This is a genomic window from Gluconobacter sp. GP1, from assembly GCF_032913585.1.
In the GTDB taxonomy this organism is placed as follows: Bacteria; Pseudomonadota; Alphaproteobacteria; order Acetobacterales; family Acetobacteraceae; genus Gluconobacter; species Gluconobacter cerinus.
In genome coordinates this window covers 36,748-58,023 of record NZ_JASGXC010000008.1, presented here as the reverse complement: position 1 = coordinate 58,023, position 21,276 = coordinate 36,748, and the positions used below count along the sequence as shown (strand labels likewise).

Annotated in this window: 23 protein-coding genes and 1 pseudogene; 13 read left to right on the top strand and 11 right to left on the bottom strand. The window is 58.7% G+C overall.

What is annotated here, in order from left to right; genetic code table 11:
* Positions 1-56 precede the first annotated feature (56 nt).
* The 3 genes and pseudogenes from R5H23_RS14725 to R5H23_RS14715 all read right to left on the bottom strand — a co-directional run bounded on the left by R5H23_RS14725 (position 57) and on the right by R5H23_RS14715 (position 2,626).
* Positions 57-188 (bottom strand): hypothetical protein, encoded by a 132-nt coding sequence (locus tag R5H23_RS14725; RefSeq protein WP_256445922.1) that lies wholly within the window; start codon positions 186-188, stop codon positions 57-59.
* Between the two features lie 90 nt (positions 189-278).
* Positions 279-1,466: pseudogene (locus tag R5H23_RS14720) on the bottom strand (IS3 family transposase).
* 428 nt (positions 1,467-1,894) lie between these two features.
* On the bottom strand, positions 1,895-2,626 hold the full coding sequence (locus R5H23_RS14715; protein ID WP_064275322.1) for an SDR family oxidoreductase: 732 nt from the start codon (positions 2,624-2,626) through the stop codon (positions 1,895-1,897).
* Between the two features lie 72 nt (positions 2,627-2,698).
* On the opposite strand from R5H23_RS14715, the gene R5H23_RS14710 reads away from it, so the two are divergent.
* Positions 2,699-3,352 (top strand): TetR/AcrR family transcriptional regulator, encoded by a 654-nt coding sequence (locus R5H23_RS14710; protein WP_064275345.1) that lies wholly within the window; start codon positions 2,699-2,701, stop codon positions 3,350-3,352.
* 126 nt (positions 3,353-3,478) lie between these two features.
* Here the strand turns inward: R5H23_RS14710 and R5H23_RS14705 are convergent, their stop codons facing one another.
* Complete coding sequence (locus R5H23_RS14705) at positions 3,479-4,291, bottom strand: SDR family oxidoreductase (protein WP_063905439.1); 813 nt, start codon at positions 4,289-4,291, stop codon at positions 3,479-3,481.
* A gap of 39 nt (positions 4,292-4,330) precedes the next feature.
* Entirely contained in the window at positions 4,331-5,308 is a 978-nt protein-coding gene (locus R5H23_RS14700) for an NAD(P)-dependent oxidoreductase (RefSeq protein WP_064275321.1), read from the bottom strand.
* A 107-nt stretch (positions 5,309-5,415) separates the two neighbouring features.
* Here R5H23_RS14700 and R5H23_RS14695 point away from each other — a divergent pair, with 107 nt between their 5' ends.
* Both R5H23_RS14695 and R5H23_RS14690 read left to right on the top strand, forming a co-directional pair.
* On the top strand, positions 5,416-6,042 hold the full coding sequence (locus R5H23_RS14695) for a TetR/AcrR family transcriptional regulator (RefSeq protein WP_063905441.1): 627 nt from the start codon (positions 5,416-5,418) through the stop codon (positions 6,040-6,042).
* Position 6,043: 1 nt separating this feature from the next.
* The gene (locus tag R5H23_RS14690; protein ID WP_317215892.1) at positions 6,044-7,030 is read left to right on the top strand and encodes an MBL fold metallo-hydrolase; all 987 of its coding nucleotides are present in this window, start codon (positions 6,044-6,046) and stop codon (positions 7,028-7,030) included.
* A gap of 4 nt (positions 7,031-7,034) precedes the next feature.
* Here R5H23_RS14690 and R5H23_RS14685 read toward each other — a convergent pair whose 3' ends face one another.
* Entirely contained in the window at positions 7,035-7,640 is a 606-nt protein-coding gene (locus R5H23_RS14685) for a TetR/AcrR family transcriptional regulator (RefSeq protein WP_063905443.1), read from the bottom strand.
* Positions 7,641-7,709: 69 nt separating this feature from the next.
* Between R5H23_RS14685 and R5H23_RS14680 the strand changes: the two genes are divergently transcribed.
* Positions 7,710-8,504, top strand: coding sequence for an inositol monophosphatase family protein (locus tag R5H23_RS14680; RefSeq protein WP_063905444.1), 795 nt, complete (start codon positions 7,710-7,712; stop codon positions 8,502-8,504).
* A gap of 14 nt (positions 8,505-8,518) precedes the next feature.
* On the top strand, positions 8,519-9,154 hold the full coding sequence (locus R5H23_RS14675) for an NADPH-dependent F420 reductase (RefSeq protein ID WP_063905445.1): 636 nt from the start codon (positions 8,519-8,521) through the stop codon (positions 9,152-9,154).
* Between the two features lie 331 nt (positions 9,155-9,485).
* Here the strand turns inward: R5H23_RS14675 and R5H23_RS14670 are convergent, their stop codons facing one another.
* The gene (locus tag R5H23_RS14670; protein ID WP_211501673.1) at positions 9,486-12,443 is read right to left on the bottom strand and encodes a Tn3 family transposase; all 2,958 of its coding nucleotides are present in this window, start codon (positions 12,441-12,443) and stop codon (positions 9,486-9,488) included.
* 156 nt (positions 12,444-12,599) lie between these two features.
* Between R5H23_RS14670 and R5H23_RS14665 the strand changes: the two genes are divergently transcribed.
* Positions 12,600-13,196, top strand: a complete 597-nt coding sequence (locus R5H23_RS14665; protein WP_029329811.1) for a recombinase family protein — start codon at positions 12,600-12,602, stop codon at positions 13,194-13,196.
* Here R5H23_RS14665 and R5H23_RS14660 read toward each other — a convergent pair.
* Together R5H23_RS14660 and R5H23_RS14655 are read right to left on the bottom strand one after the other, a co-directional pair.
* Entirely contained in the window at positions 13,156-13,812 is a 657-nt protein-coding gene (locus R5H23_RS14660) for a Fic family protein (RefSeq protein WP_317215891.1), read from the bottom strand. The genes R5H23_RS14665 and R5H23_RS14660 overlap by 41 nt on opposite strands.
* A gap of 688 nt (positions 13,813-14,500) precedes the next feature.
* Entirely contained in the window at positions 14,501-15,376 is an 876-nt protein-coding gene (locus R5H23_RS14655) for an AraC family transcriptional regulator (protein ID WP_211501674.1), read from the bottom strand.
* A gap of 190 nt (positions 15,377-15,566) precedes the next feature.
* On the opposite strand from R5H23_RS14655, the gene R5H23_RS14650 reads away from it, so the two are divergent.
* Genes R5H23_RS14650 through R5H23_RS14635 form a run of 4 tightly spaced genes read left to right on the top strand, consistent with a single transcriptional unit; the run spans position 15,567 to position 17,771 of the window.
* Positions 15,567-15,977, top strand: coding sequence for a VOC family protein (locus R5H23_RS14650; protein WP_211501675.1), 411 nt, complete (start codon positions 15,567-15,569; stop codon positions 15,975-15,977).
* Entirely contained in the window at positions 15,974-16,315 is a 342-nt protein-coding gene (locus R5H23_RS14645; protein ID WP_211501676.1) for a nuclear transport factor 2 family protein, read from the top strand. The genes R5H23_RS14650 and R5H23_RS14645 overlap by 4 nt, the downstream gene beginning before the upstream one ends.
* Before the next feature lie 6 nt (positions 16,316-16,321).
* Positions 16,322-17,326, top strand: coding sequence for a trans-acting enoyl reductase family protein (locus tag R5H23_RS14640; RefSeq protein WP_244974630.1), 1,005 nt, complete (start codon positions 16,322-16,324; stop codon positions 17,324-17,326).
* 52 nt (positions 17,327-17,378) lie between these two features.
* Entirely contained in the window at positions 17,379-17,771 is a 393-nt protein-coding gene (locus tag R5H23_RS14635) for a VOC family protein (RefSeq protein WP_211501692.1), read from the top strand.
* Between the two features lie 21 nt (positions 17,772-17,792).
* On the opposite strand, the gene R5H23_RS14630 is transcribed toward R5H23_RS14635, so the two are convergent.
* A complete protein-coding gene (locus tag R5H23_RS14630) occupies positions 17,793-17,933 on the bottom strand; it encodes a hypothetical protein (protein WP_211501677.1) in 141 nt (46 codons plus the stop codon).
* 134 nt (positions 17,934-18,067) lie between these two features.
* On the opposite strand from R5H23_RS14630, the gene R5H23_RS14625 reads away from it, so the two are divergent.
* Positions 18,068-18,226, top strand: a complete 159-nt coding sequence (locus tag R5H23_RS14625; protein WP_244974632.1) for a hypothetical protein — start codon at positions 18,068-18,070, stop codon at positions 18,224-18,226.
* Between the two features lie 212 nt (positions 18,227-18,438).
* Here R5H23_RS14625 and R5H23_RS14620 read toward each other — a convergent pair whose 3' ends face one another.
* A complete protein-coding gene (locus R5H23_RS14620) occupies positions 18,439-19,323 on the bottom strand; it encodes a LysR family transcriptional regulator (protein ID WP_244974633.1) in 885 nt (294 codons plus the stop codon).
* Between the two features lie 97 nt (positions 19,324-19,420).
* Here R5H23_RS14620 and R5H23_RS14615 point away from each other — a divergent pair, with 97 nt between their 5' ends.
* Entirely contained in the window at positions 19,421-20,389 is a 969-nt protein-coding gene (locus R5H23_RS14615; protein WP_211516718.1) for an NADP-dependent oxidoreductase, read from the top strand.
* A 497-nt stretch (positions 20,390-20,886) separates the two neighbouring features.
* The coding region (locus R5H23_RS14610) for a Fic/DOC family N-terminal domain-containing protein (RefSeq protein WP_317215890.1) at positions 20,887-21,276 on the top strand (390 nt) is incomplete at its 3' end.

Sequence of the window (21,276 nt, the reverse complement as noted above, 5' to 3'; positions counted from 1 at the left end):
ACAGTCTGATAGCCGACATTCCGCTCTCCCCTCCCTAAGCTGCCTTTCTGATCTTCTCAAACCAGCCCATAGCGGTGGAGCAGGCCACCAATTTCCGTTCCATCCGTGAAGCTCTTAACCATCCCCGCCATGGGCACCTTTTCCCCATCCTGCAGTCCCGCTGCTGCCTGTAGCGGCAAGCCGAACATCAAAGATGCCTCCCGATACAGAGGTGGTCCAGAGGTGGTCCCGTCCGTTCGGACAGTTTTTGGGTTTGAATAAGCTATACCCGGTTGTCGTTATGCCGCCCTTCTGACGGCGTTGCTGTTGGCCCTCTGGTCCGGGGTTAACCCCGGACCAGAGGGCCTCGGCACGTCATGATACGCCTCATCGGGCGTACGTCCAGCCAGCGCCATATGCGGACGCTTCCCGTTATAATGGGCGATCCATCCGGCAAGCCCGGCCCGTAGCTCTGATCCGGTCTCGAACGCATGCAGGTAGACGCATTCATATTTCAATGATCGCCACAAACGTTCGATGAACACGTTATCCAGCCAGCGACCGCGCCCATCCATGCTGATGCGAACCTGGCGTCGTTCCAGAACCTCGGTGAACCGGGGCGTCGTGAATTGTGAACCCTGGTCCGTGTTGAAAATCTCTGGGGAGCCGTAGCGCACCAGCGCATCCCGGAGTGCCTCGACGCAGAACTCCGCATCCATTGTGTTCGACAGACGCCAGGACAGCACCTTGCGCGTGTGCCAATCCATCCACCGCCACCAGATAGAGAAAGCCCTTGTGCATCGGGATATAAGTGATGTCGGAACACCAGACCTGGTCAGGCCGATTGATGACCAGATCCCGCAGCAGATATGGATATTTCCGATGCTCCGGATGGGGCACGGTCGTGCGCGGCTTCTGGTAGATCGCCCGCAGGCCCATGATCGCCATGAGCCGCCGGACCCTCTTGCGGCCCACTTCATGTCCCAGGCGGCGCAGATGCCATGTCATCTGCCGTGAGCCATAATACGGCGTTTCCAGGAACTGGGCGTCGATCAGCCGCATCAGCTCCAGATTGGCCTCGCTCTGTGGCACAGGCCGATAGTAGACGCCCGACTGGTTGAGTTGCAGCAGCGTGCATTGCCGGATTATCGGCAGACGCGCTCGCTTCGGGTCAATCATCTGCCGCCTCTGATCACGCCCAACCGAGCAGAGGCATCGCGCAAAAAATCACGTTCCACCAGCAATTGGCCGATCTTCGCATGCAGCTTCTCCACATCGGCCGGGCTGGCTGTCGCTTCCGGTGCTGCCTTGCCAGAAAAGAGGCTCGCCATGCCCTCGATCGCCTGGCGCTTCCATTGGGCGATCATCGTCTGATGCACGCCGTGCTTCGACGCCAGTTCCGCCAGCGTCTGCTCACCACGGATCGCCTCCAGCGCAACACGAGACTTGAACTCACCCGAATACCGTTTCCGCGTAACCTTACCCATAAACCCGTCCTCTCTCAGATCGGATTATAGCTTATCGTCCTGTCCGAAAAATGGGGGCCACCTCTAAGTACGGAAATCTTGAGGCCATCGAAAAAGGCCACATCGTCGCAGGCTCACCTTCTCATGATGCCGATCGCTAAACTGAACGGTGGTGTTCGACCACTTCCAGAAGTCGCCGGCCAGCGCGTCAATGGCCGCTCCTTCCTAAACCCGCCATTCCCGTCCCATTGAGCGGTCTGGCAGCAGTGCATTCAAATTAAGTGGTTTAGGGCGGTGCGCCACGATCCTAAAACGCGCCATTTATTGATCTGCTTGTGGCGAACGTGGTAGTCAGGCTTGGCCGTAGGGCGCGAGGGAAGGTTGGTGACCGTATGCCTTGGCGGGTAGCCCGAGCGACCCGCCAAGTCCTGGGTAAGGCGAGGGCCGGTTTACCAGGGAGTCTCGCCGGCCGCTTCGACGAACCTCCCGGACACCGCATTCTCACCGAGCAGCGCATATTCGACCGGTAGCTTGGCGCCTTCCTCCGGCGTCATAAAGCCGGTGAAGCCGGTAAGGTCCGTCTTCACATAGCCTGGGCTGACCGAGTTCACGACGATCCGCGTGTCGAGCAGCTCTTGCGCAAGTTGTACCGTCAGCATGTTTACTGCCGCCTTGGAGGCATTGTACCCGATCAGGCGTGCCGAATAATAGGGTGATGTCGGATCGCCGTTGACCCATAGCGACCCTAGCGAACTAGAGAGATTGACGATCCTTGCGGCCGGCGCTGCGCGCAAAAGCGGAAGCATGGCCTGCGTCAGGGCCAGGGTGCCAACAAAGTTCGTATCCATGATCCGCCGGGCCGCATCGGCAGATGATGCGGTCGGTGGACCGTCCTGAGCATCGACGATTCCGGCGTTGTTGACAAGGATGTCGAGCCTGCCGTGTTCCGCACGGATCGTCTCGGCCGCCGCCGCGATGGTTGCGTGGTCGATGAGGTCGATCGGGACGAATTGCCCCCGCAATCCCTGCGAGGCGAGATCCGCGACCGCCGCCTCGCCGCGTGCCGGATCACGGGCGCCGATGATGACGAAGACGCCGGCCTGTGCCAGCTGGCGGGCGATTTCCAGCCCGATGCCCTTGTTGGCGCCGCTGACGAGCGCGATGCGGTTGGTGTCGGCCATAATTGATCCTAAAATGCTGCAGTGTTCCGAGATGCCTATATATGAACGATGCTTCAGTTTGAGGATTCGCTTATGGTCTCGCGCCCACCCATCGAGCTAACGCCCCGGAAAAGGCCGCGCCAAGCACGCGCAGCGGTGACATTGGACGCCATCTTCGAGGCGACCATTCAGGTTTTGGTGGCCGATGGACCCTATCGCCTTACGACGACGCGGGTGGCGAAGCGGGCCGGGGTTTCCGTCGGCACGATGTACCAATATTTCCCGCACAAGCATTCGTTGTTCTACGCCGTGAACGAGCGTTATCTGGATGTTTTGGCTGAAAAATTGGAAAGCTTTTGCCAGGCGCATCGGGGCGCATCGATCGAGCAGATGGTCGCCGGGCTGGTGAAGACCTATTGGAGCGCCAAAGCCGAGCGACCCGAGGTGACCCGTGCCTTGTACCGGTCTGTCGCCGAGCTGGACAACGAGGTGTTGATCGAGGCCTTTGGTCGTCGCGCCGACGCGGCCACTGCGGCGATGTTCGGCAGCGCTACCGATGCCGATTTTGCCGATCTCCCGACGGTGATCCTCACCCTTCTTTCCAGCATTTTCGGCACGGTCCGCAACGTGTTCGAGCGCGATCTTGAAGCTGCTCAAGTCGCCACATTACTGCGGCAGCTGAGATTGATGTGCATCGCTTATCTCAACGCGGTCAAAATGCCGTCGCTAAAAGGCGATGCTGAGTGAGCGAGGGCGAGTGACGAACCGCAGCAATGAAGGGGCATCGCTTCGAATACGGTCAGACTGGAATCGGTCACTCACTCTGCCCTCCCAAAAACCGTATGCTCTCCGACGCCAATTATAGCAGCGCGTTCAACCTCCCACTTTGTATCGTGAAGCTGTCGCTCCGCTCTGCGCCATGCCCAACATTGCGAAGCGCGCAGAGTCATAATCGGCAAGCAGGGGCGCCAGATCTTCCACTGATGGCAGCGTGATCGTTTCGCCGATGTCGAGACCGGCAAGAGCGGCGTCCACGCAATCGGCGACCGACATCACCGTGTCGGGATCAAGGGAGGCGAGTGGCAGGCCGGCATTGTCCCAGCCCTCCGTTGCGACAGGCGCGGGCAGCACAGTTTGCACCCGGATGTCCGTATTGGCCAGTTCGCCCGACAACCCACGCGTGAAGCTGAGGATGAAAGCTTTGGTGCCGCTGTAGAGAGCAGTCACGGGCAATTCACCGAGCGCGGCGACGGATGCGATGTTGACGATCGTGCCGCTGTTACGGGCGGTAAACCCGGGGAGCACAGCCAGCGTCAGGCGGACAAGGGCCGTGACGTTGACGTCGATCATCGCCTGAGCCGCCCCGTCGCCGATTTTGATGACAGGCGCAAAGGTGGCCGTGCCGGCATTGTTCACAAGCATGGTGATCCGGGGATCGCCGCCGATCTTGTCCACCACGCGCGTTAGGTCAAACGGGTCGGCGAGGTCAGCCGCCAAAGTCTCGACGGTGACGCCATGCGCGTCCCGGATCGCCTGGGCCACGCTTTCGAGTTGTTCCGCGCGACGGGCAACGAGAAGGAGGTCGTGGCCGCGACGTGCGAGACGGTCGGCATAGGTCGCCCCAATGCCGGCGGATGCACCGGTCACGACGGACGTGCCAAGTCCGCTATTGAATGAGCTTGTCATGATCGTCTGTTCCGATATCTGGCGTTTGGAAGAGTGGGTTCAGGCAGCGGCGCGCATCGCGGCCAAGCCCTGCGCCCAGTTCGTGACGGGGGCGTAGCCTAGCTCCTCACGCGCGCGGCGATCCGATATGGTGAAGTCATAGCCTACCATCCGCAGCATCTGTCGGGTCAACGGCGGCTCGCCCGAACGCCCGAACGTGCGCCAAACGAATTCCATCGCCCGCGCCATGAACCATGCAATTCCCAATGGCGCATTGCGGGCCTTGATCTCTACGTCCTTGGTCCCGACCAGCGCGGTCATCACCGCGTGCATCGACTGACTCTGTCCGTCGGTTACGAAATAAGCTCGGCCGCCCGGTGATCTCTCAGCGGCTAGGATGGCGCAGGCGCAGACATTGTCGACGTGTGCGGTCGACATGATCTGGTTGCCGCCTGCGGGCCATGCAAAACTGCCTGCCATCACATGCTCGACCATGTTGTCGAGCATGGGCATGCCCGCTCCCCAGATGAGAGGCGGCAGGATTACGGCGGTGCGCAAACCCCCGGGCCTGTTTGCGTCGAGAACCAGCTTCTGCGCGCGTGCTTTGGACGCGAGATACGGAGCCCAGGAGGGATAGGCGAGCGGCGTGTCCTCGGTGATGTCCGTCATCGGCTTGCCATTGCCCATCACGACGCCGGCGGCACTGATGTAGACGAAGCTGGAGACCCGCTCCGCCTGAGCCGCTGCCAGCATGTTGCGGGTGCCCTCGACATTCGCGCTCTCGAAGTCCTCCGCCGGTGCCCACATGGTGAACAGCGCGGCCGCGTGAAACACGGTATCTGCGCCTGCCATCCCCTTTCGGAGCGCAGCCGGATTGCCCAGCTCGCCCGCAAAAGGCTCCGCGCCGATCGCGCTCAGCTTTGCGGCATCACTAGGGTTGCGGTGCAGGGCGCGGACAGTCCAGCCCTGCTGAACAAGCCGTTCCACCAAATTACGACCGAGCAGCCCTGTGGCGCCGGTTACGAATGCAGTTGCCATATGCGGCCTCCTTATGAATGGAGCCTCATGTGGCATCAAATGTTTCAACTTACAATATCTGTGCGCTGTAACTTGTAGATCGTTATGGTGCAGTCTATGGAAGCGGCATGCGAGAAACACCTCTTCAGCCGCTGACGGCAGCCAACATCCTCGAGAGTGCGAAGGCGCAAATCCGTCGGTTCGGCGAGGCCAAGACGAATGTTACTGACGTGGCGCGTGACTTGGGTGTGAGCCATGCCGCACTTTACCGCTTCTATCGCTCCAAGAGCGCCATGATGGATGCGATCGTCCAGGAGGCGATGGACGACGAAGCTCAGTTGGCAGCGCAGTATATCGAAACCGATGGCCCGGCCGCCGAGCGACTGACGGCGATGATTCTCGACCTGCACCGACGCAAGCGTGATCGTTTTGTCGGCGACCGCGAAATACACGATCTGTATCGACGCATCGTCGTAGATCGACCCGACATGATCAACACTTATGCCGCACGGATCACCAATCTCGTCGCGAAGTTGATCGAAAAGGCGGTACGGCGGGGCGAGTGGGATATCGACGACATCGATGTCGCAGCGGGCGTCGTTCGCGACGCGGTGACGGTCTATGTGCATCCTGCCTTTGTGGCGCAACTCGTCACGGCAAACGCCCCGGTCGAAGCCATGTTGCACGCGACCGTCACCACACTTGCCCGCGCATTCGAGAGCGGCGTGCACTATGGAAGCATGAAAGGGGTCTGAGATGCCGCGCCAAAACCCTTGGTATCGGGGCCCTGTCAGCGACCATTTCGATGGAGCGCGCTTCTTCAATCCCGGTGAACCCAACACGGACCGGGGGCTGAGCGACATCGTGCGCTGGCGGCGTTCTGCCCCCAACAATCCATGGCCGAAGCATGTCGAGATCGCCCCGGTCGTGCCCGAACCGCACGTTGAAGGCTTGACCGTCACAATGGTCGGCCACGCGACCGTCCTTATCCAGATTGCGGGCATCAACCTATTGACCGACCCCTTATGGTCGCACCGGGCAAGCCCCGTTCGGTTTGCAGGCCCCAAGCGGGTCATGCAGCCGGGCATCCGACTAGACGACCTACCACCAATCAATGCCATTTTGTTGTCCCACAACCATTATGACCATCTCGACATCGCCGCGTTGCGTGACATCCATGCCCGTCAATCGCCACTGATCGTGACGCCGCTCGGGAATGACGCAATTATCCGGCGACATATTTCCACGGCACGGGTCGAAACAGGCGATTGGGGCGATATGGTCGCCATTGGTCAGCAGGCAGAGATCCACATCGTCCCGGCCCTTCACTGGTCCTCTCGGGGACCGGCCGACCGCCGCATGGCGCTCTGGGGTGGCTTCATGATTCGGGCGGGCGGAAAGCTGATCTATTTCGCCGGCGACACGGGATATGGCACCGGCACAATTTTCCGCGCGCTGCGACAAAAGTTCGGGCCGCCCGACCTCGCCATTCTGCCAATCGGCGCTTATGATCCCCGCTGGTTCATGGCTGCCCAGCATGTCGACCCAGAGGAGGCGATCCAGATCATGCGCGATCTGGACGCGCGCATGGCAATCGGCATGCATTGGGGCGTGTTCAAGTTGACCGACGAGGCGCGTGACGATCCTGCCGAACGATTGGCGGTTGGGCTCGCGGCGGATGGAATTGCACCCGAACGCTTCCGGGCCATGTTGCCCGGGGATGTCGTGCGCGTTCCGGGTTGAGCGTTCATCGCCCGGCCGTCGCGACCGCCATCATGGCAAACTCGATCCTGCGCGCCAGCGGCGCGATGTCCGTCTCGCCGCGATGCCCGGCCGCATCGGTCAATGATCTGGCGACGGCCATGAGATCGTCCAGCAATGCTGTGTCGGCATCGATCCCGTGGCCCAGCATCACGGCAGATAACAGCGCCATGATGCGCGCGCGCGCCGGGGCGAGGTCGTCCGGTGCCGCAACCTGCTCCTCCTGCTCGTCAAGGCGCCGCGCGAGAGCTGGCCGTCGCATCTGATAGGTGGCAGCGGCGAACGCGAAGTCAGCCAGCGCACCGGGCGCCATGGGTGCTGCGAAAACGGGGCCGAGATCATCCTCCAGCGATCGCAGTTCACGGCGGATCAGCGCGCGGGTGATCGCGTCCTTGTTCGGGAAATATTGGTACAGCGAGCCAATGCTGACCCCGGCCGTTCTGGCGATGGCGTTGGTGGTGTAGCCGGGCGCGCCCTTTCCCTCCAGAATGCGAGCAGCCGCCTCCACCACGGCATCCACCGTCGCCTCCGACCGGCGCTGACGCGCGGCTTTTCGGGGATTCGTGCTGGTGATGTCGTGCGATGTCGTCATGATGGAAGGCGAGTAGCGGTAATGAGGCCGAGATCATAGCTTATGTCCATCATCAAGTGAGACGAAAGCGTGACCGACAATTCAGAAAATGCGCTGCTGGAGATCGCGGTTGGCGCTGTGAAAGCAGCCGGGGATATCCTGCTCGACCGCTTCCGGATTCAGCCCCCGCCGACCGATCTGGCGACATTGCTGCAAGGCATCGCCGATAATGACAAGGCCGTGACCGCTGACCTGCGACAGATTCTGCTAGCAGCCCGGCCCGGCTCGCACTGGCTGGAGGACGAAGACGGCGAGGGTCCGCTGCCCGCCGGTGAATGGTGGGCGGTGGATCCGGTCGAAGGCAACGTCAATCATCTGCACGGCCGCGACGGCTGGGGCGTGACCGCGACGCTGGTACGAGATGGAGAGCCGTGGCTGACCGTCATCCATGAGCCGCTCAAGGGCGAAACCTATACCGCGATAGCCGGTTGCGGCGCTTTTGTGAACGGCAAGCCGTTGCACGTCTCCGGCAAGCGGGGGCTGGACGCGGCCATCGTTGCTACCGGTCAGGCGCGACCAGGCGAGACGGCGGCGATCAAAAAGCGCATGGCCCAATCTACAGCAGTGATGCTCGACGCAGCGTTGCTGGTCAGGGCCTCAGTTCCGACAGGGCTAGAACTGGTCGATGTGGCAGCGGGACAGCTCGATCTCTTCTGGCAATATGGCCATGTAGCCGCAGGTCTGATTGGCGGCGCGCTTCTGATCCGCGAGGCGGGCGGGGTCGCGATCAACCTTGCGGGCGAACGCTGGACCTCGGCGGCATCCGGCTTCGTCGCCGGTCCAGCAGAACTTGCCAATCTATCGATATCCATCCTCCCCCTCTAAAAGTTGAGTATCCTATGTCTGATATTGCCATTCTGGGTTCGGGCCGGGTTGCCGGGGCGCTTGCCACGGCGTTGGTTCGCGGCGGCCATCGCGTCACCATCGGCTCGCGCGACCTCGCAGCGACGAAGGCTCGCTGGCAAGGCCCCGCCGTCACTCTGGCCGATACGGCGCAAGCGATCGCCGCTGCCAACATGATCTTCAATGCCACGCCGGGCGACAGCAGCGTCGAGCGGCTCGCGGCACTAGCCGGTCCGCTGTCAGGCAAGATTCTGATCGATGTCGCCAACGCGACCTCCCGAGACGCTAATGGGCGACCGGCGGGCCTGCTCTACCCTTCCGACAGTCTCGCCGAGCGGCTGCAAGCCGCGCTTCCGGCCACGCGCGTCGTCAAGACGCTCAACACCATGCTATTTTCTGTGATGGCCGACCCTGCCGTCGTCAAGGGCGGCACCGCCTTCATCTCTGGCGAAGACGATGATTCCCGGAAACTGGTGGCCACCTTGCTTCTCGACATGGGCTGGTCTCCGAAAAGCATCGTCGATCTGGGAAGCATCGCCAGTGCACGCGGTCCTGAAGCCATGATGCTGATAGTGGGTGATATCGTCCGGGTCCGAGGTTTCGCGCCATTCGCCATCTCCATCGCGACCTGATCGAAGGGCGTGGCCTCGGACCTGTCGCCCATTGGCCGAGTGCAGCCACGGTTGCGAGGCCGATGAGACAAAGGTTGAGTGTCGGGTTTTAGCGAGAAACCTGCCCTTGAGCACCTCGCGAGGGAATGACTGGTATGTCCCATAGTTTGCCCTCCGCCTCGGTGCGTCGCTACAGGGGCGCGACGGTGCCGGGTATTATCGATCTAGATCCCGTGCCGTTTTCTCCGCCGCCGCGCGATTCTGGTCGCGCGTCTCATCCCGGGGTCACGACACGAAAGTGTATTTTACGTACGCTTAGGGTGAACACCTACAGAACCGCCAGCATTGGGGTTCAAGCGACAAGCAGGGATGCAGGCACCCGAAGCGGACGTAACGCGCCCGCTTCGGGCTGCTCATCGACATTCCAGCGATAGTCCCCTGTCAGAGAGATATGCTCCCAGCCGAGGGGTGCAATATGCCGCGCCAGGTCATCGGAAATGCCGAGCGTTGCGATGGCAGACTGAAGATAGCGCGTATTCCATAGGATAACCGCTGCCACCAGCAGGTTTAAACCTGACGCTCGATAAGCCTGATTTTCAAAACGCCGATCCCGCAGTTCACCAAGCTGGTTGAAGAAGAGCGCCCGAGCCAGCGCATTCCGGGCTTCTCCCTTGTTGAGCCCTGCCTGGGTTCGCCTGCGCAAATCCAGATCCTGTATCCAGTCGAGCATGAAAACCGACCGCTCGATCCGGCCAACTTCACGCAAGGCCACAGCCAGACCATTCTGACGGGGATAAGATCCGAGCTTCCGCAGCATGGCCGAGGCCGTCACGGTTCCACTCCGAATGGATGTGACCAGACGCAGCAGGTCGTCCCAGTGGGCCGCAACATGATCGGTATTGATCGGGTCACCGGCCATTCCACTCAGGAGATCACCGGGGCTTTGATCTGGAAACAGGTGAAGTTTCCGCTCTTTCAGATCCCGTATCCTGGGCGCAAATCGATAACCAAAGAAGGGCATCAGCCCGAAAACATGATCCGATGCCCCACCCGTGTCGGTATAATGCTCTTCAATGGAAAGCCCGTTGGCATGATACAGCAGCCCATCCAGAACATAGGGTGCTTCACCGGCCGTCGCCGCAATCACCCGGGTCGAAAACGGATCATACTGATCGGAGATGTGGGTGTAGAAACTGACGCCCGGTTCACTGCCATTGCGCGCATTGATATCGCTGATCGCAGCGCCTCTGCCACCTGCATGAAACAATTGACCATCACTTGAGGACGATGTGCCGTCTCCCCAGAGTGACGCCAGGGGCAGCCCACGATGGGCTGCAACCATACGGCCAAGGGCTTCGGCGTATCCGGCCTCGCTGATATGCCAGTCATGCAGATGCGCCAACTGGCGCAGGGTGGCACCCTGACAGGTGTCGGCCATGCGTGTCAGACCAAGATTAATCCCATCCGCTAGGATCACCGTCAGCAGGGCGTTTTTGTCATCCGCGACACGGCTGGAACGGCGATGGGTAAAGCAGTCGGTGAAGCTGATCCAGCGGTCCACTTCCAGCAGAAGATCAGTAATCTTGATCCGTGGCAGCCGGTCGTAAGCCGCCCGCCTCAACTCTTCCACAGCAGGGGGTGTAATTGCTTTCAGAGGCGAAATCACAAGACCATGTGCATCAAGCCGGACCTGTGACAACTCGCCCTTCCTGGCAAGAGCCGTCACCCGGTTCAGCGCGGTTTCCAGCACTGCACGCCGTTGAGAAAGGAACGTGTCAGCCGTAGCATTGATCGCCAGAGGCAACGGTCCTTGCGCGCGCATCGCTGCAAACGTGGCTTCCGGAAGAAGGTAGGTGTCGAATGCGCGGTATTGGCGACTTTCCGTTACCCAGATGTCTCCGGAACGCAGACGCTCGCGCAGCTGGGTCAGAACACAGAGTTCGTAAGCCTGTCGTATGACTGTTCCCTCTGGCCTGACAAAGCTGTGCCAGGAAGGCGGAATGAAACGGATCGGACAGGAGTCAGGCAAGCGGCGTTTACCGGTCCGATAGAGGTCTCCAATGATCTGCACCGCCTTCAGTAATCCCTGTACCGTGCGACCACCCTGAAACTGGAACGCGTTCAGGAATGGACCAATGGCAGGACGAAGAGAGCGATGCCGGTTGATCAGTTCGGCCGTGCGATCAATGGTCTCTGGAGCTGTCAGGGTTTCAGCCCTGCCGATGGCGTCCTGGAGGCGGGGCCAGTCAATTCCCGTAATGGCAGACAGTGAATCAACGCCCTGATCACGCGCCTCAATCAGATGACGGCAGGAGGTTGTCAGCAGACGAAGCTGGGCCTGCAACGATCGCATGGTGACAATCGCTTTGTCACGGATCCGGTGTTCGGCACGGCGCATCATGCTTCCGAGGAGTTTGTCCATCATTGTGAGGGTCGCGTCGGTTAGAACCTCCTCAAGTCGGACCCCGGCTGCCACCAGAATGGCGTAACGACGGGATGACCGAAGCTCGGCCAGATGCTGGGGCGTAATCCGGGCAGCTTCTTCGCTCAAACGGTCAAAGGCCACACGCGGTATGGTCGTGGCGCGAGCGCTGTCGAGGTTCAGGGATCGTACATACTCCAGGCGTTCCAGCAATCGCAGGATATTGCGCGCGGCTGGTGACAAGGGCGGGTTACGCAGCCACGAGAGCCAGGAGGCACTGCGATCGCCACGACGCTCCAGCATTTTGTCCAAACGACAACGGGTTTCCGGCGGCAGATCCCCTGCAAGGACGTCATGGACAAGGTGATCGGCCTGCTGGCGAGCACGGCGCACCAAGGCTTCAATGACAGTGACCGACGGCAGGAGAATGCTTCGGCGACGCATCTCGTCAATCAGGATCGCAGCCATGCGGGATGGCTGGGTCACATGATGTGCAATTGGCATCGCGAAACCGGTCATGTCATGAAATGCCGACCGATCGAAGGTTCGGTAGCCATAACGCTTCATCAGGTGGGCCAGATGGGATCGACGGGTTTCGTCACGACGTCCGTAATGGGACCAGAGCCCAGGGGACAGGTCGAGCTGCCGCGCAACAAATGACAGAATGGGAGCCGGTGGTGTTTCACCAGATTCCAGCACCCGTCCCGGCCAGCGCATGTAGAGCATGACCATCGTGAAACCCAATCGGGAGGTTTCTCCGCGGCGGGTTGCGATCAGATTGAAGTCATCCTGGCTGAGTGTAAAATGTCTCGTGATCTCGCGATCATCGACAGAAGGCTCGTAATGTCGGGCGAGAGCTTCACGGGTCAGAAGACGGCGCCGCGCCATGATCGGATGTCTCCTTCATGTGTCCGGAAGGGGATCGTTGGACGGACTGTCCCGGACAAGTGCAACACGTCATGGAATACAGCCGTGTGCTGTGTCTCATAAAGGTGGTACCATATGTTTTGCAGTCATGGGGCCTTATACGTTACACTTTCCCGTATGACACACATAATGATCGGCTATGCCCGCTGCTCGACGGACAAACAGGATCTCGCGGCCCAGCATCAGGAACTGCTCAAACTCGGTGTTTCTGCCGATCGTATTTACACCGACAAGGGCTTCACCGGCACGAACCGGGAAAGGGCCGGCCTTGACCAGGCACTGGCGGCTGTTCGTAGTGGCGATACTTTGGTCGTACCAAAGCTTGATCGACTGGCCCGCTCTGTCCCTGATGCACGGCTTATTGGCGACAGCCTGGCATCCCGTGGCGTGAAGCTTCAACTTGGGAACAGTATTCACGATCCGTCTGATCCAATGGGCAAGTTGTTCTTCAACATCCTTGCGACTTTCGCGGAGTTTGAAGCCGATCTGATCCGGATGCGTACTCGTGAAGGGATGGCCGTTGCACGCGACAAAGGTAAACTACGCGGAAAGAAACCCAAGCTTTCTGAACGTCAGCAAAAAGAGCTTCGCCGGATGTATGATACCGGCGATTACTCCATCAGCGATCTTTCAGAACTGTTTTCTATTTCTCGGCCAACTGTCTATCGAACTCTCAGCAGAACAGCCTCAACGTTCTTGTTGGGTTCACTCTAAGCGTACGTAAAGTACACTTTCGTGTCGTGACCCCATAGAGCGGAACTTGTTCCTCAGCTGCCATCATCAAGGGTAGGAGGAGACGATCCACGCGACCATTCCCGTATCGAAACGGATGAACGGCCTCGAAATGAGCATGGGCTAACGCCATCCGGGTAATCAAGGACTGGGTCATCATCTGCATCCCGTCTTCCCGCATATAATCCAGGGTCTCTTCCAGCAAATGAGGGACTTCAGCCGGTGGTGGAGGATTATAGACGGAATAGGCAATGTGCCCATTGCCGCCGATCCATACGACCTCCTGCCGGAAGTCTCCCGGAGTATCTCGGTAGGACGCATCATGGCCGAGTACACTACGATGCAGGTTCTGGATCAGATCGACCTGAAAGATTTGGCGGCCATTAATGAGAGCCGATGGCACGAACCGCTCCAGAGCCAGCGCGTAATCCCGAACCTGTCGAACCGCCTGCCCTGCCTGATCGTCATCTTCGTCAGCGATAAGAAGTTCATTTAGGGTGCTATGGGTTCCTTCCATCGCCGAACTGCTGACGGCTTCACGGCGGCTGAGACATACGACTGATCTGATAAGGGGCAGGAAGACGGACCAGACGTTCACGGACCCCACCGGATAGTTCAGTTCGCTTCCTGCCCCAAAACCTTTATCAGAGATACGCGAAAGGAATGTTTATTAAAGGTTATGGTAAAATGCTTTCAGTAAAATTTCTGATGGAGATATTTTAAAGGGTTGTGCCCACTGGCCAGCATACTTTCAGAGCATAAGAAAAGCAGCGGCGATATTGACGAGCGCACCACAGAATACGATCAACAGAAGCCGTTCAAGCGCCGCAAACGAAAGCCTGATGACAACAAGTATGGCCGAAGCTAAGCGAACCCTCCTGAACTGGGAACATTGGCGTTGTCAGCCAACCGGACCAGCCTAGATTTTTCCGGCGATATTGGATAAGTGGCCGGCGTTGGTAAGAGAGCTGCTTTCTGTCGCTCGCTGATTAAAGAGGCAGATGGGGGGAGAACGGAATGTCGGTTATCGGGGAGGCCTGACCGGAAGCTGCCATTCGCAGCCTTCAAGTTGATGACGGCTTCCGATAATACCAAGTCGCTCTCATTTCCTAGCTGAGCATGCGGCTCCGCCGGAAGCTGGCGCCTACTCATTGAGTCGACTGATCTACGAGTGGCCACGTGGCGGCGGCTTTAATTCGAGGTTTTTCCGCGAGGCAACGGGTAAAGGGTCTCTGAATGATTTCTGCACCTCGTGTGTCATTGACGATCTCTCCTCTGCCAAGGGATCATGGTTGCCTTAGTCGCACGGCGTCCCGTGACGGCGCTAAGCCGAACTGACGGGTATACTCCCGGCTGAATTGCGTTGGGCTTTCATAGCCGACGCGGAACGCTATGGCCGTAACGTTTCCATCGCCTGCGATTAGCATGGATCGGGCGTGTAGAAGGCGGACGTGCTTCTGGTACTGCAGGGGGCTGAGCGCCGTTACCGCCTTGAAGTGGCGATGAAAGGCGGTGACACTGAGCGCCGCCATTTCGGCCAACATCTCGACGCGCACCGGGCGCGCGAAATTCACGCGTATCCATTGAATCACCACCGCGATCCTCGACAACGCGGTGTCAGGCATGGCGATGTCTCGTAACATCCAGCCCATTGGTCCCTGCAGGACGCGGAACAGAATCTCGCGTTCGTAAGCGGGCGCTAGCGCGGCAATCTCGTTCGGGTGGTCTATGAGACGAAGCATCCGGACCCAGGCGTCGAGCAGGTCCGCCGTTACTGGAGCAACCGAAAAGCCGGAACGGTAAAGCTCACCGCCGCCAATTTTGGGCATATCTGTCAGCAATGTGGCGACCACGGAGGGCTGAATCGTGAGGCTGACCGCAAGATACGGTGCGCCGCCATCCGACGGATGGATGGCGCCAACTGCGGGCAGGTCGACCGACATGACGAAGTAGGTCGCCGCATCGTAACGGAGCATGCGGTCACCCACCGTCATCGTCTTCGACCCCGTCAGGATCAGATTGACCATCGGCTCATAGACGGCTGCGAGTTGATGCTCGGGAACCATCCCCTGCACCATCGCGACGCGGGGGATACCGCTTTCGGTACGGCGGTTCTCGGCGCGTGCCGCCAGCGCACGCAGTTCGACGAGTTGTGTCTCCATCTCCGCTCGCTCCCACGAATTCTCTTCCCGGACAATCGATAAGTAGGAATAGGCAAGAAGTGGGCAGGATCAGATGAGCGCCCAGACGAACATGCAGCTACCTGTTTCCATGAAAATGCGGCGACTATCGATTGCCTGATCGCCCGGAATATCGAGGCTGGTGGCGGCGACATGATTTGAGGAATGCAAGATGCTCGATCATATTTTCCTGACAGTAAGTGACACTGATCGCTCGATTGTCTTCTACGAACGGGTACTGCCCGTTCTCGGCATCACCTCACGGCTCGATTACGACGGCAAGAATGGGCCGCCGGGGCATCCTGACCTCAAGGGCTTCGGCGCGAACGGACGCATGTTCTTCTGGCTGCGACAGGGAGATGCCGCGCCCGGTGCAGTCCATGTGGGTTTAATCGCAACCTCGCCGACGATGGTGGAGGCGGCGCACGCCGCCGCAATGGCGGCTGGCGCGAGCGAGATCCACCCGCCTGGGCCGCAGCTTCATTACGACCCGCGCTACTACGCCGCGCAGGTTCGTGACCCGGACGGTTATTCCCTCGAATTCGTTTACAAGAGCTGGCAGCACGAAGGGCAGCAGCTATGATCCATGATTCCGTGCGCAACATCGCCGACGCGCTGATTGCATCCCTCAATGCGGGCGATGTCGATGCCTTTGTCGCGTTGTTCACGCCAGACACGGTGATCGATGATCCGTCCATCGGTCACCGCTTTGAAGGCCACGCCGGTATCCGTAACTATATCGAGCGATACTTCGTCGGCTATCTCACCGTCACCCAGTTTCTCTCGATCAATCGCTTGCCTGAGGGCCGTGCTCGCGTGCGTGTCGATTTTACCGGCGACTTCGGTCACGAGATCGGCCTGCTCGACCTCACTATCGACACCGATCGGCTCATCACGCGTATCGAGGCGAATCTGGAGTAGACGATCATGCAGAAACTGATGATCTACGGTGCTACCGGCTATACCGGCCGCATGGTCACCGAGCGTGCGCATGCCGCTGGGTTGTCCCTTGTTCTTGGTGGCCGCACTCTTACCTCCCTCAACAAACTTGGCGAGCAGCTAGGCATTGCCTGCAATACATTCACGCTATCAGAGTCCAGCGCGATCGACACTGCCCTGGCGGGTGTATCGGCAGTGCTGAACTGCGCTGGTCCCTACATGGATACGGCCTCACCGTTGATGCGCGCCGCGATCCGGTCAGGCGTGCACTATCTCGATATCGCCGCCGAGCTGGATAGCTACCGTCTGGCGATAGAGCTGGACGAGAACGCGAAGGCAGCAGGCGTGATGCTCCTGCCCGGAAGCGGTGGCAGCGTGGCGATGTTGGGCTGCCTCGCCGGCCATGCTGCCGCACGCGTAGAGAACCCGAGCAAAGTGGCGGTTGCGTTGCGTGTCGCCGGGTCGATGTCGCGCGGTTCGGCAATCAGCGCGAGCCGCAACCTCGTGACCGAAACCCTGACACTGCATGGTGGGCGATTGACGCCGCGGCCGGCTGGCGAAACGGCATTGTTTGACTTCGGCCAGGGTGAGCTCTCCTGTTTCGCCGTCACCTTGCCCGACATCATCACGATTGGCCGGTCGACGGGTATCCCCGACGTGGAGACCTATGTGTATGTGTCCGGCAACGCCTTCCCCGAAGGCGATTTGGCGGCACTTCTGGACGGCCCGGATGCGGCGGAGCGCGAGGCCAATCGCTACCAGGCCGCAGTCGCGGTAACTGCCGCAGGTGGCCGCATCGCGCGCTCAGTGCTCGACACGGTCAACGGCTACAGCTTCACGTCCATGGCCGCGGCTGAGGCCGCAAAGCGCGTGTTGGCTGGCGAGGTTCGCGCCGGATTCCAGACGCCGGCAGGATTGTTTGGCAGCGGCTTTGCCGAAACGATCGCGGATACGCACATCATCGACTTGCCACTCGCGTATAAAGAACGATGACCATTCCGCGTCAGCGTAAACATCTTTGCGGCCCATTAAAAAGGATTACGAAATGGACGTCATCAATCACATCGAGATCGGCGTCGCTGACGTCGATGCATCGCGGCGCTTTTATGAGGCGGTTCTGGCACCACTGGGGCTATCGTTGGTCATCAGTGTCGATCCCGCGCTTACCATTCTTGGCACAGCGCGTTATGGCTTTGGTCGCGACGGCTATCCTAGCTTCTGGATTCATGGCGAGACAGGTGCCGGTCGCTCCATCCACATATCCTTCACCGCCATAAGCTATGACCGGGTCGATTCGTTTCACGCTGTAGCCCTTGCCAATGGAGGCAGCGACAATGGTTCGCCAGGTATTCGCACACGCTATCACCCCCGCTATTACGCCGCGTTCGTTCTTGATCCCGACGGTAATAACATCGAGGCGGTCTGCCAGAGTGAGTGATCCAGTGCGGCAGCGCCAGGCTCAGTCGAACTCCTGCTCCAGCGTCTTGACCGCTATCCGGGCGCAGCCAGCCAGTTTCTCCCGCTTCCGTTCGAGGCAGGCGAAAGATGACAGGTAGCGTGCCGTCAAAAGGATGTAGTCGAAGGCAGAGACGTGGCGCATTTCCTCTTTGATGACGGGGCAGCGGCCAGCAAGGCTCTGGGCATGCAGGAATAACGGTTGGGCGCGTCCGGGAGGTTGTTCTTCTACGTCTCAAACAGACTGTTCCCGGTCAGTTCGGAACTCTGACCGGGCCAATGGCTGATGCAGGCGTCAATATCGAAACGCTTTATAACGATTACGACCTCAACCTCGTTCTGGTCACGGGTAGGCCTGAAGAAGCCCAGAGGGTGGCCGATCTCTGGGCATGTTCCGGAGGAAGGCTTTCATCGGCCTGCACGAAAATTTCGACCTAACGGAGCTGACGCTTCGCTCCACACTAAAATAGAGAACAAGCCGTCAACTATCGGGCAACGACACTTATGTCCGCTTTTCCGAAGAAAATTTGATCCGTTGAACGACTGACATGTAGGCGTAAGCGGACCTGCTGCTCTCGCCTCGTTCAAGTCGTTCCCGAGATCAGATCGACCTTCCGAAACCGGACATTAGGCGGCAGGCCTACAATATATTATTGCAGGATACGTTTTTCTTCGAACGATCGCACTATACTATCAACAACAGCCCGAACACGTTCTGTCCTGTAAACGTCGGGATGTACAACAAGCCAGATGTCCACTGTCTCTGTGCATTCGGGAAGGATATTCACCAGATCGGGTAAATCCCGGGCAACCAGATCTCTGGACAGAAAACCTATTCCCGCCCCCGCCCGAATAGCCTGAATGAGCAGCATCTGGGAGTTGGTTTCGAGAACAATCGTCCCACAGGTGATTGGCTCGCCACAAAGATTCTGCCAGTAACGTGGCGCGGCGTCGCGATGGTACATGACGAGAGAATGACCGGCAAAAGCCGCCCCTCGCTGTGGAGAGCCATACCGGGAGATATAGGCTGATGATGCGTAAAGGCCTACGGATGTCGTATACAGTCGCCTGATCACGAGATCTCCATCGTCCGGGCGCGAACTCCGAATGGCGACATCGATGCCTTCTTCGCGAAGCACATCCATCACGGTTGTTGATGTCGAAACATTCAGACGGATCTCCGGATATCTGTCGCGGATCTCCCTGAGAACAGGTAACAGGAAATTCTCCGCCAGCACGTCAGTCGTCGTAATATGTACATTTCCGGACAAGGTTCTTTCCGTGTCTGTTGCCAGATCGACAAGCGCGGCAGCCGCAACTTCCATCTCTTCGGCATGCGCCACCAACCGCTCTCCCGTTCGCGTAAGATCATAGCCGCCACGATGACGCCGGAAGAGTGTTGCGTTCATTTCAGCTTCAAGGTCACGCACTCTTCTGGCCACGGTTGCCTGATCGGCGCCAAGAGTAGTGGCCGCGCTTCTAATGCCGCCAGTACGGGCAACCGCCAGAAAGAAACGGATATTATCCCAGTTCATATTCACCCGCGTATGCTTCAGTTATGAAGCATAAACTAGCATAATCGCTGCATTTCCACTGCGGGTTTTCCTGTAATCTCTGGACGTTTCGCGTTGAATGGACGGAATGACAAAAGGGGAAAAGATGCGAGCGATTGTCCTGGAGCAGTTCGGTTCCGTTGCCAATTTCAGGGAGAGGGATGTCCCGATCGGACGACCGGGACGCGGGCAGGTGCTGATTGACGTCGCGGCGGGCAGTGTGAACCCCATTGATATAAAAACACGGGTCGGGAGAGGCGCAGCCAAGTGGTTCCCGGTCATTCCGCCCGTTATTCTGGGGTGGGATATCGCTGGGAAAATCGTGAATTGTGGCCCGGATACCGACACTTTCTCCCTCGGGGAAGATGTGTTCGGGGCTATTGGTTTTCCCGGACTGGCTCAGGCAAACGCTGATTATGTTATTGCCGATGTCGCTCACATCGCGAAAAAGCCTGCTTCCATCTCATTCGAAGAGAGTGCGGCGGCTGCCATGGCGGGCCTGACGGCCTGGCAGGCATTCAATCAGAACGACGGCTTGCATGCGGGACAAAAAGTTCTGGTGCATGGAGCCTCAGGGGGTGTCGGTCATCTTGCAGTGCAGATGGCGAAGGCATGTGGCTGCCACGTCACAGGCACCTCGTCCGGTCGCAACCGGCAGTTTGTCCAGTCTCTGGGAGCAGACGGTCACATCGATTACCAGAAAACACCGATCCCGAACTATCCGGGAGATTTTGATTTCATCCTGGATCCAATCGGTGGCGACGTCACTCTTGCCTCCCTTGGTTTACTGAAACAGGGAGGCCATCTTGTGACCCTCAATCCCCCAGGTGATGATCAGGCCGAAAGGAAAGCCCGCGAACTCGGCGTTGTCTTCCAGTTCATCCTGATGAAATCGTCTTCATCGGACATGGAACAGGTGGCTAAACTGCTGGGTAGTCGTGTGATATCAGCACATATCTCCGCTTCGATACCATTAAGTCATCTGGCGGACGCTCATTTACTTATGGAAAGTGGTCGAACGGTAGGGAAGATTTCCCTCATCCGGTAAAAGCCACATTGGGTCGGTGTATGATTCAATTATAGCCCTGATAGACAGAGGCGCCCGTCAGTTTTCTCAATGACCGGTTCATTGCTCTCAGTAGTTGTAAACAGACCTTCCGTTTCCCCCCCAAATCTGCCTCTTTAATCAGCGAGCGACAGAAAGCAGCTCACTTACCAACGCCGGCCGCTTATCCAATATCGCCGGAAAAATCTAGGCTGGTCCGGTTGGCTGACAACGCCCATGTTCCCAGTTCAGGAGGGTTCCCTTATCTTCGGCCATACTTGTTGTCATCAGGCTTTCGTTTGCGGCGCTTGAACGGCTTCTGTTGATCGTATTCTGTGGTGCGCTCGTCAATATCGCCGCTGCTTTTTTATGCTCTGAAAGTATGCTGACCAATGGGCACAAACCTTTAAAATATCTCCAATAGAAAATTTCATTGAAAGTCTTTCACCATAACCTTTAATAAACATCTTTTTTACGTTCTCTGATAAAGGTTTGGGGCCATGAAGCGAACGGAATTATCCGGTGGTGTCCGTGAGCGGCTGGTCCGTCTTCCTACCCCTTATGAGCATCACTACGGGGTTCTTCCTCTCCCTCTGCCAGAGGAAGGGATTCCTCTTGAAGAGATCGCAGCGCTGCATTCCCAGGCCCAGCTGGCATTGGGACAGGCTGATGAGATTGCGCGGTCTCTTCCAGACCCTTATCAGATCAGTCGTATTCTCAGCCGCCGTGAAGCCGTCAGCAGTTCGGCGATGGAAGGAACTCACAGCACCCTGGATGAACTTCTTATCGCTGACGAAGATGACGATCAGGGAGGGCAGGCGGTTAGACAGGTTCGGGATTACGCGCTGGCTCTGGAGCGGTTCGTGCCATCGGCTCTCACTAAGGGCCGT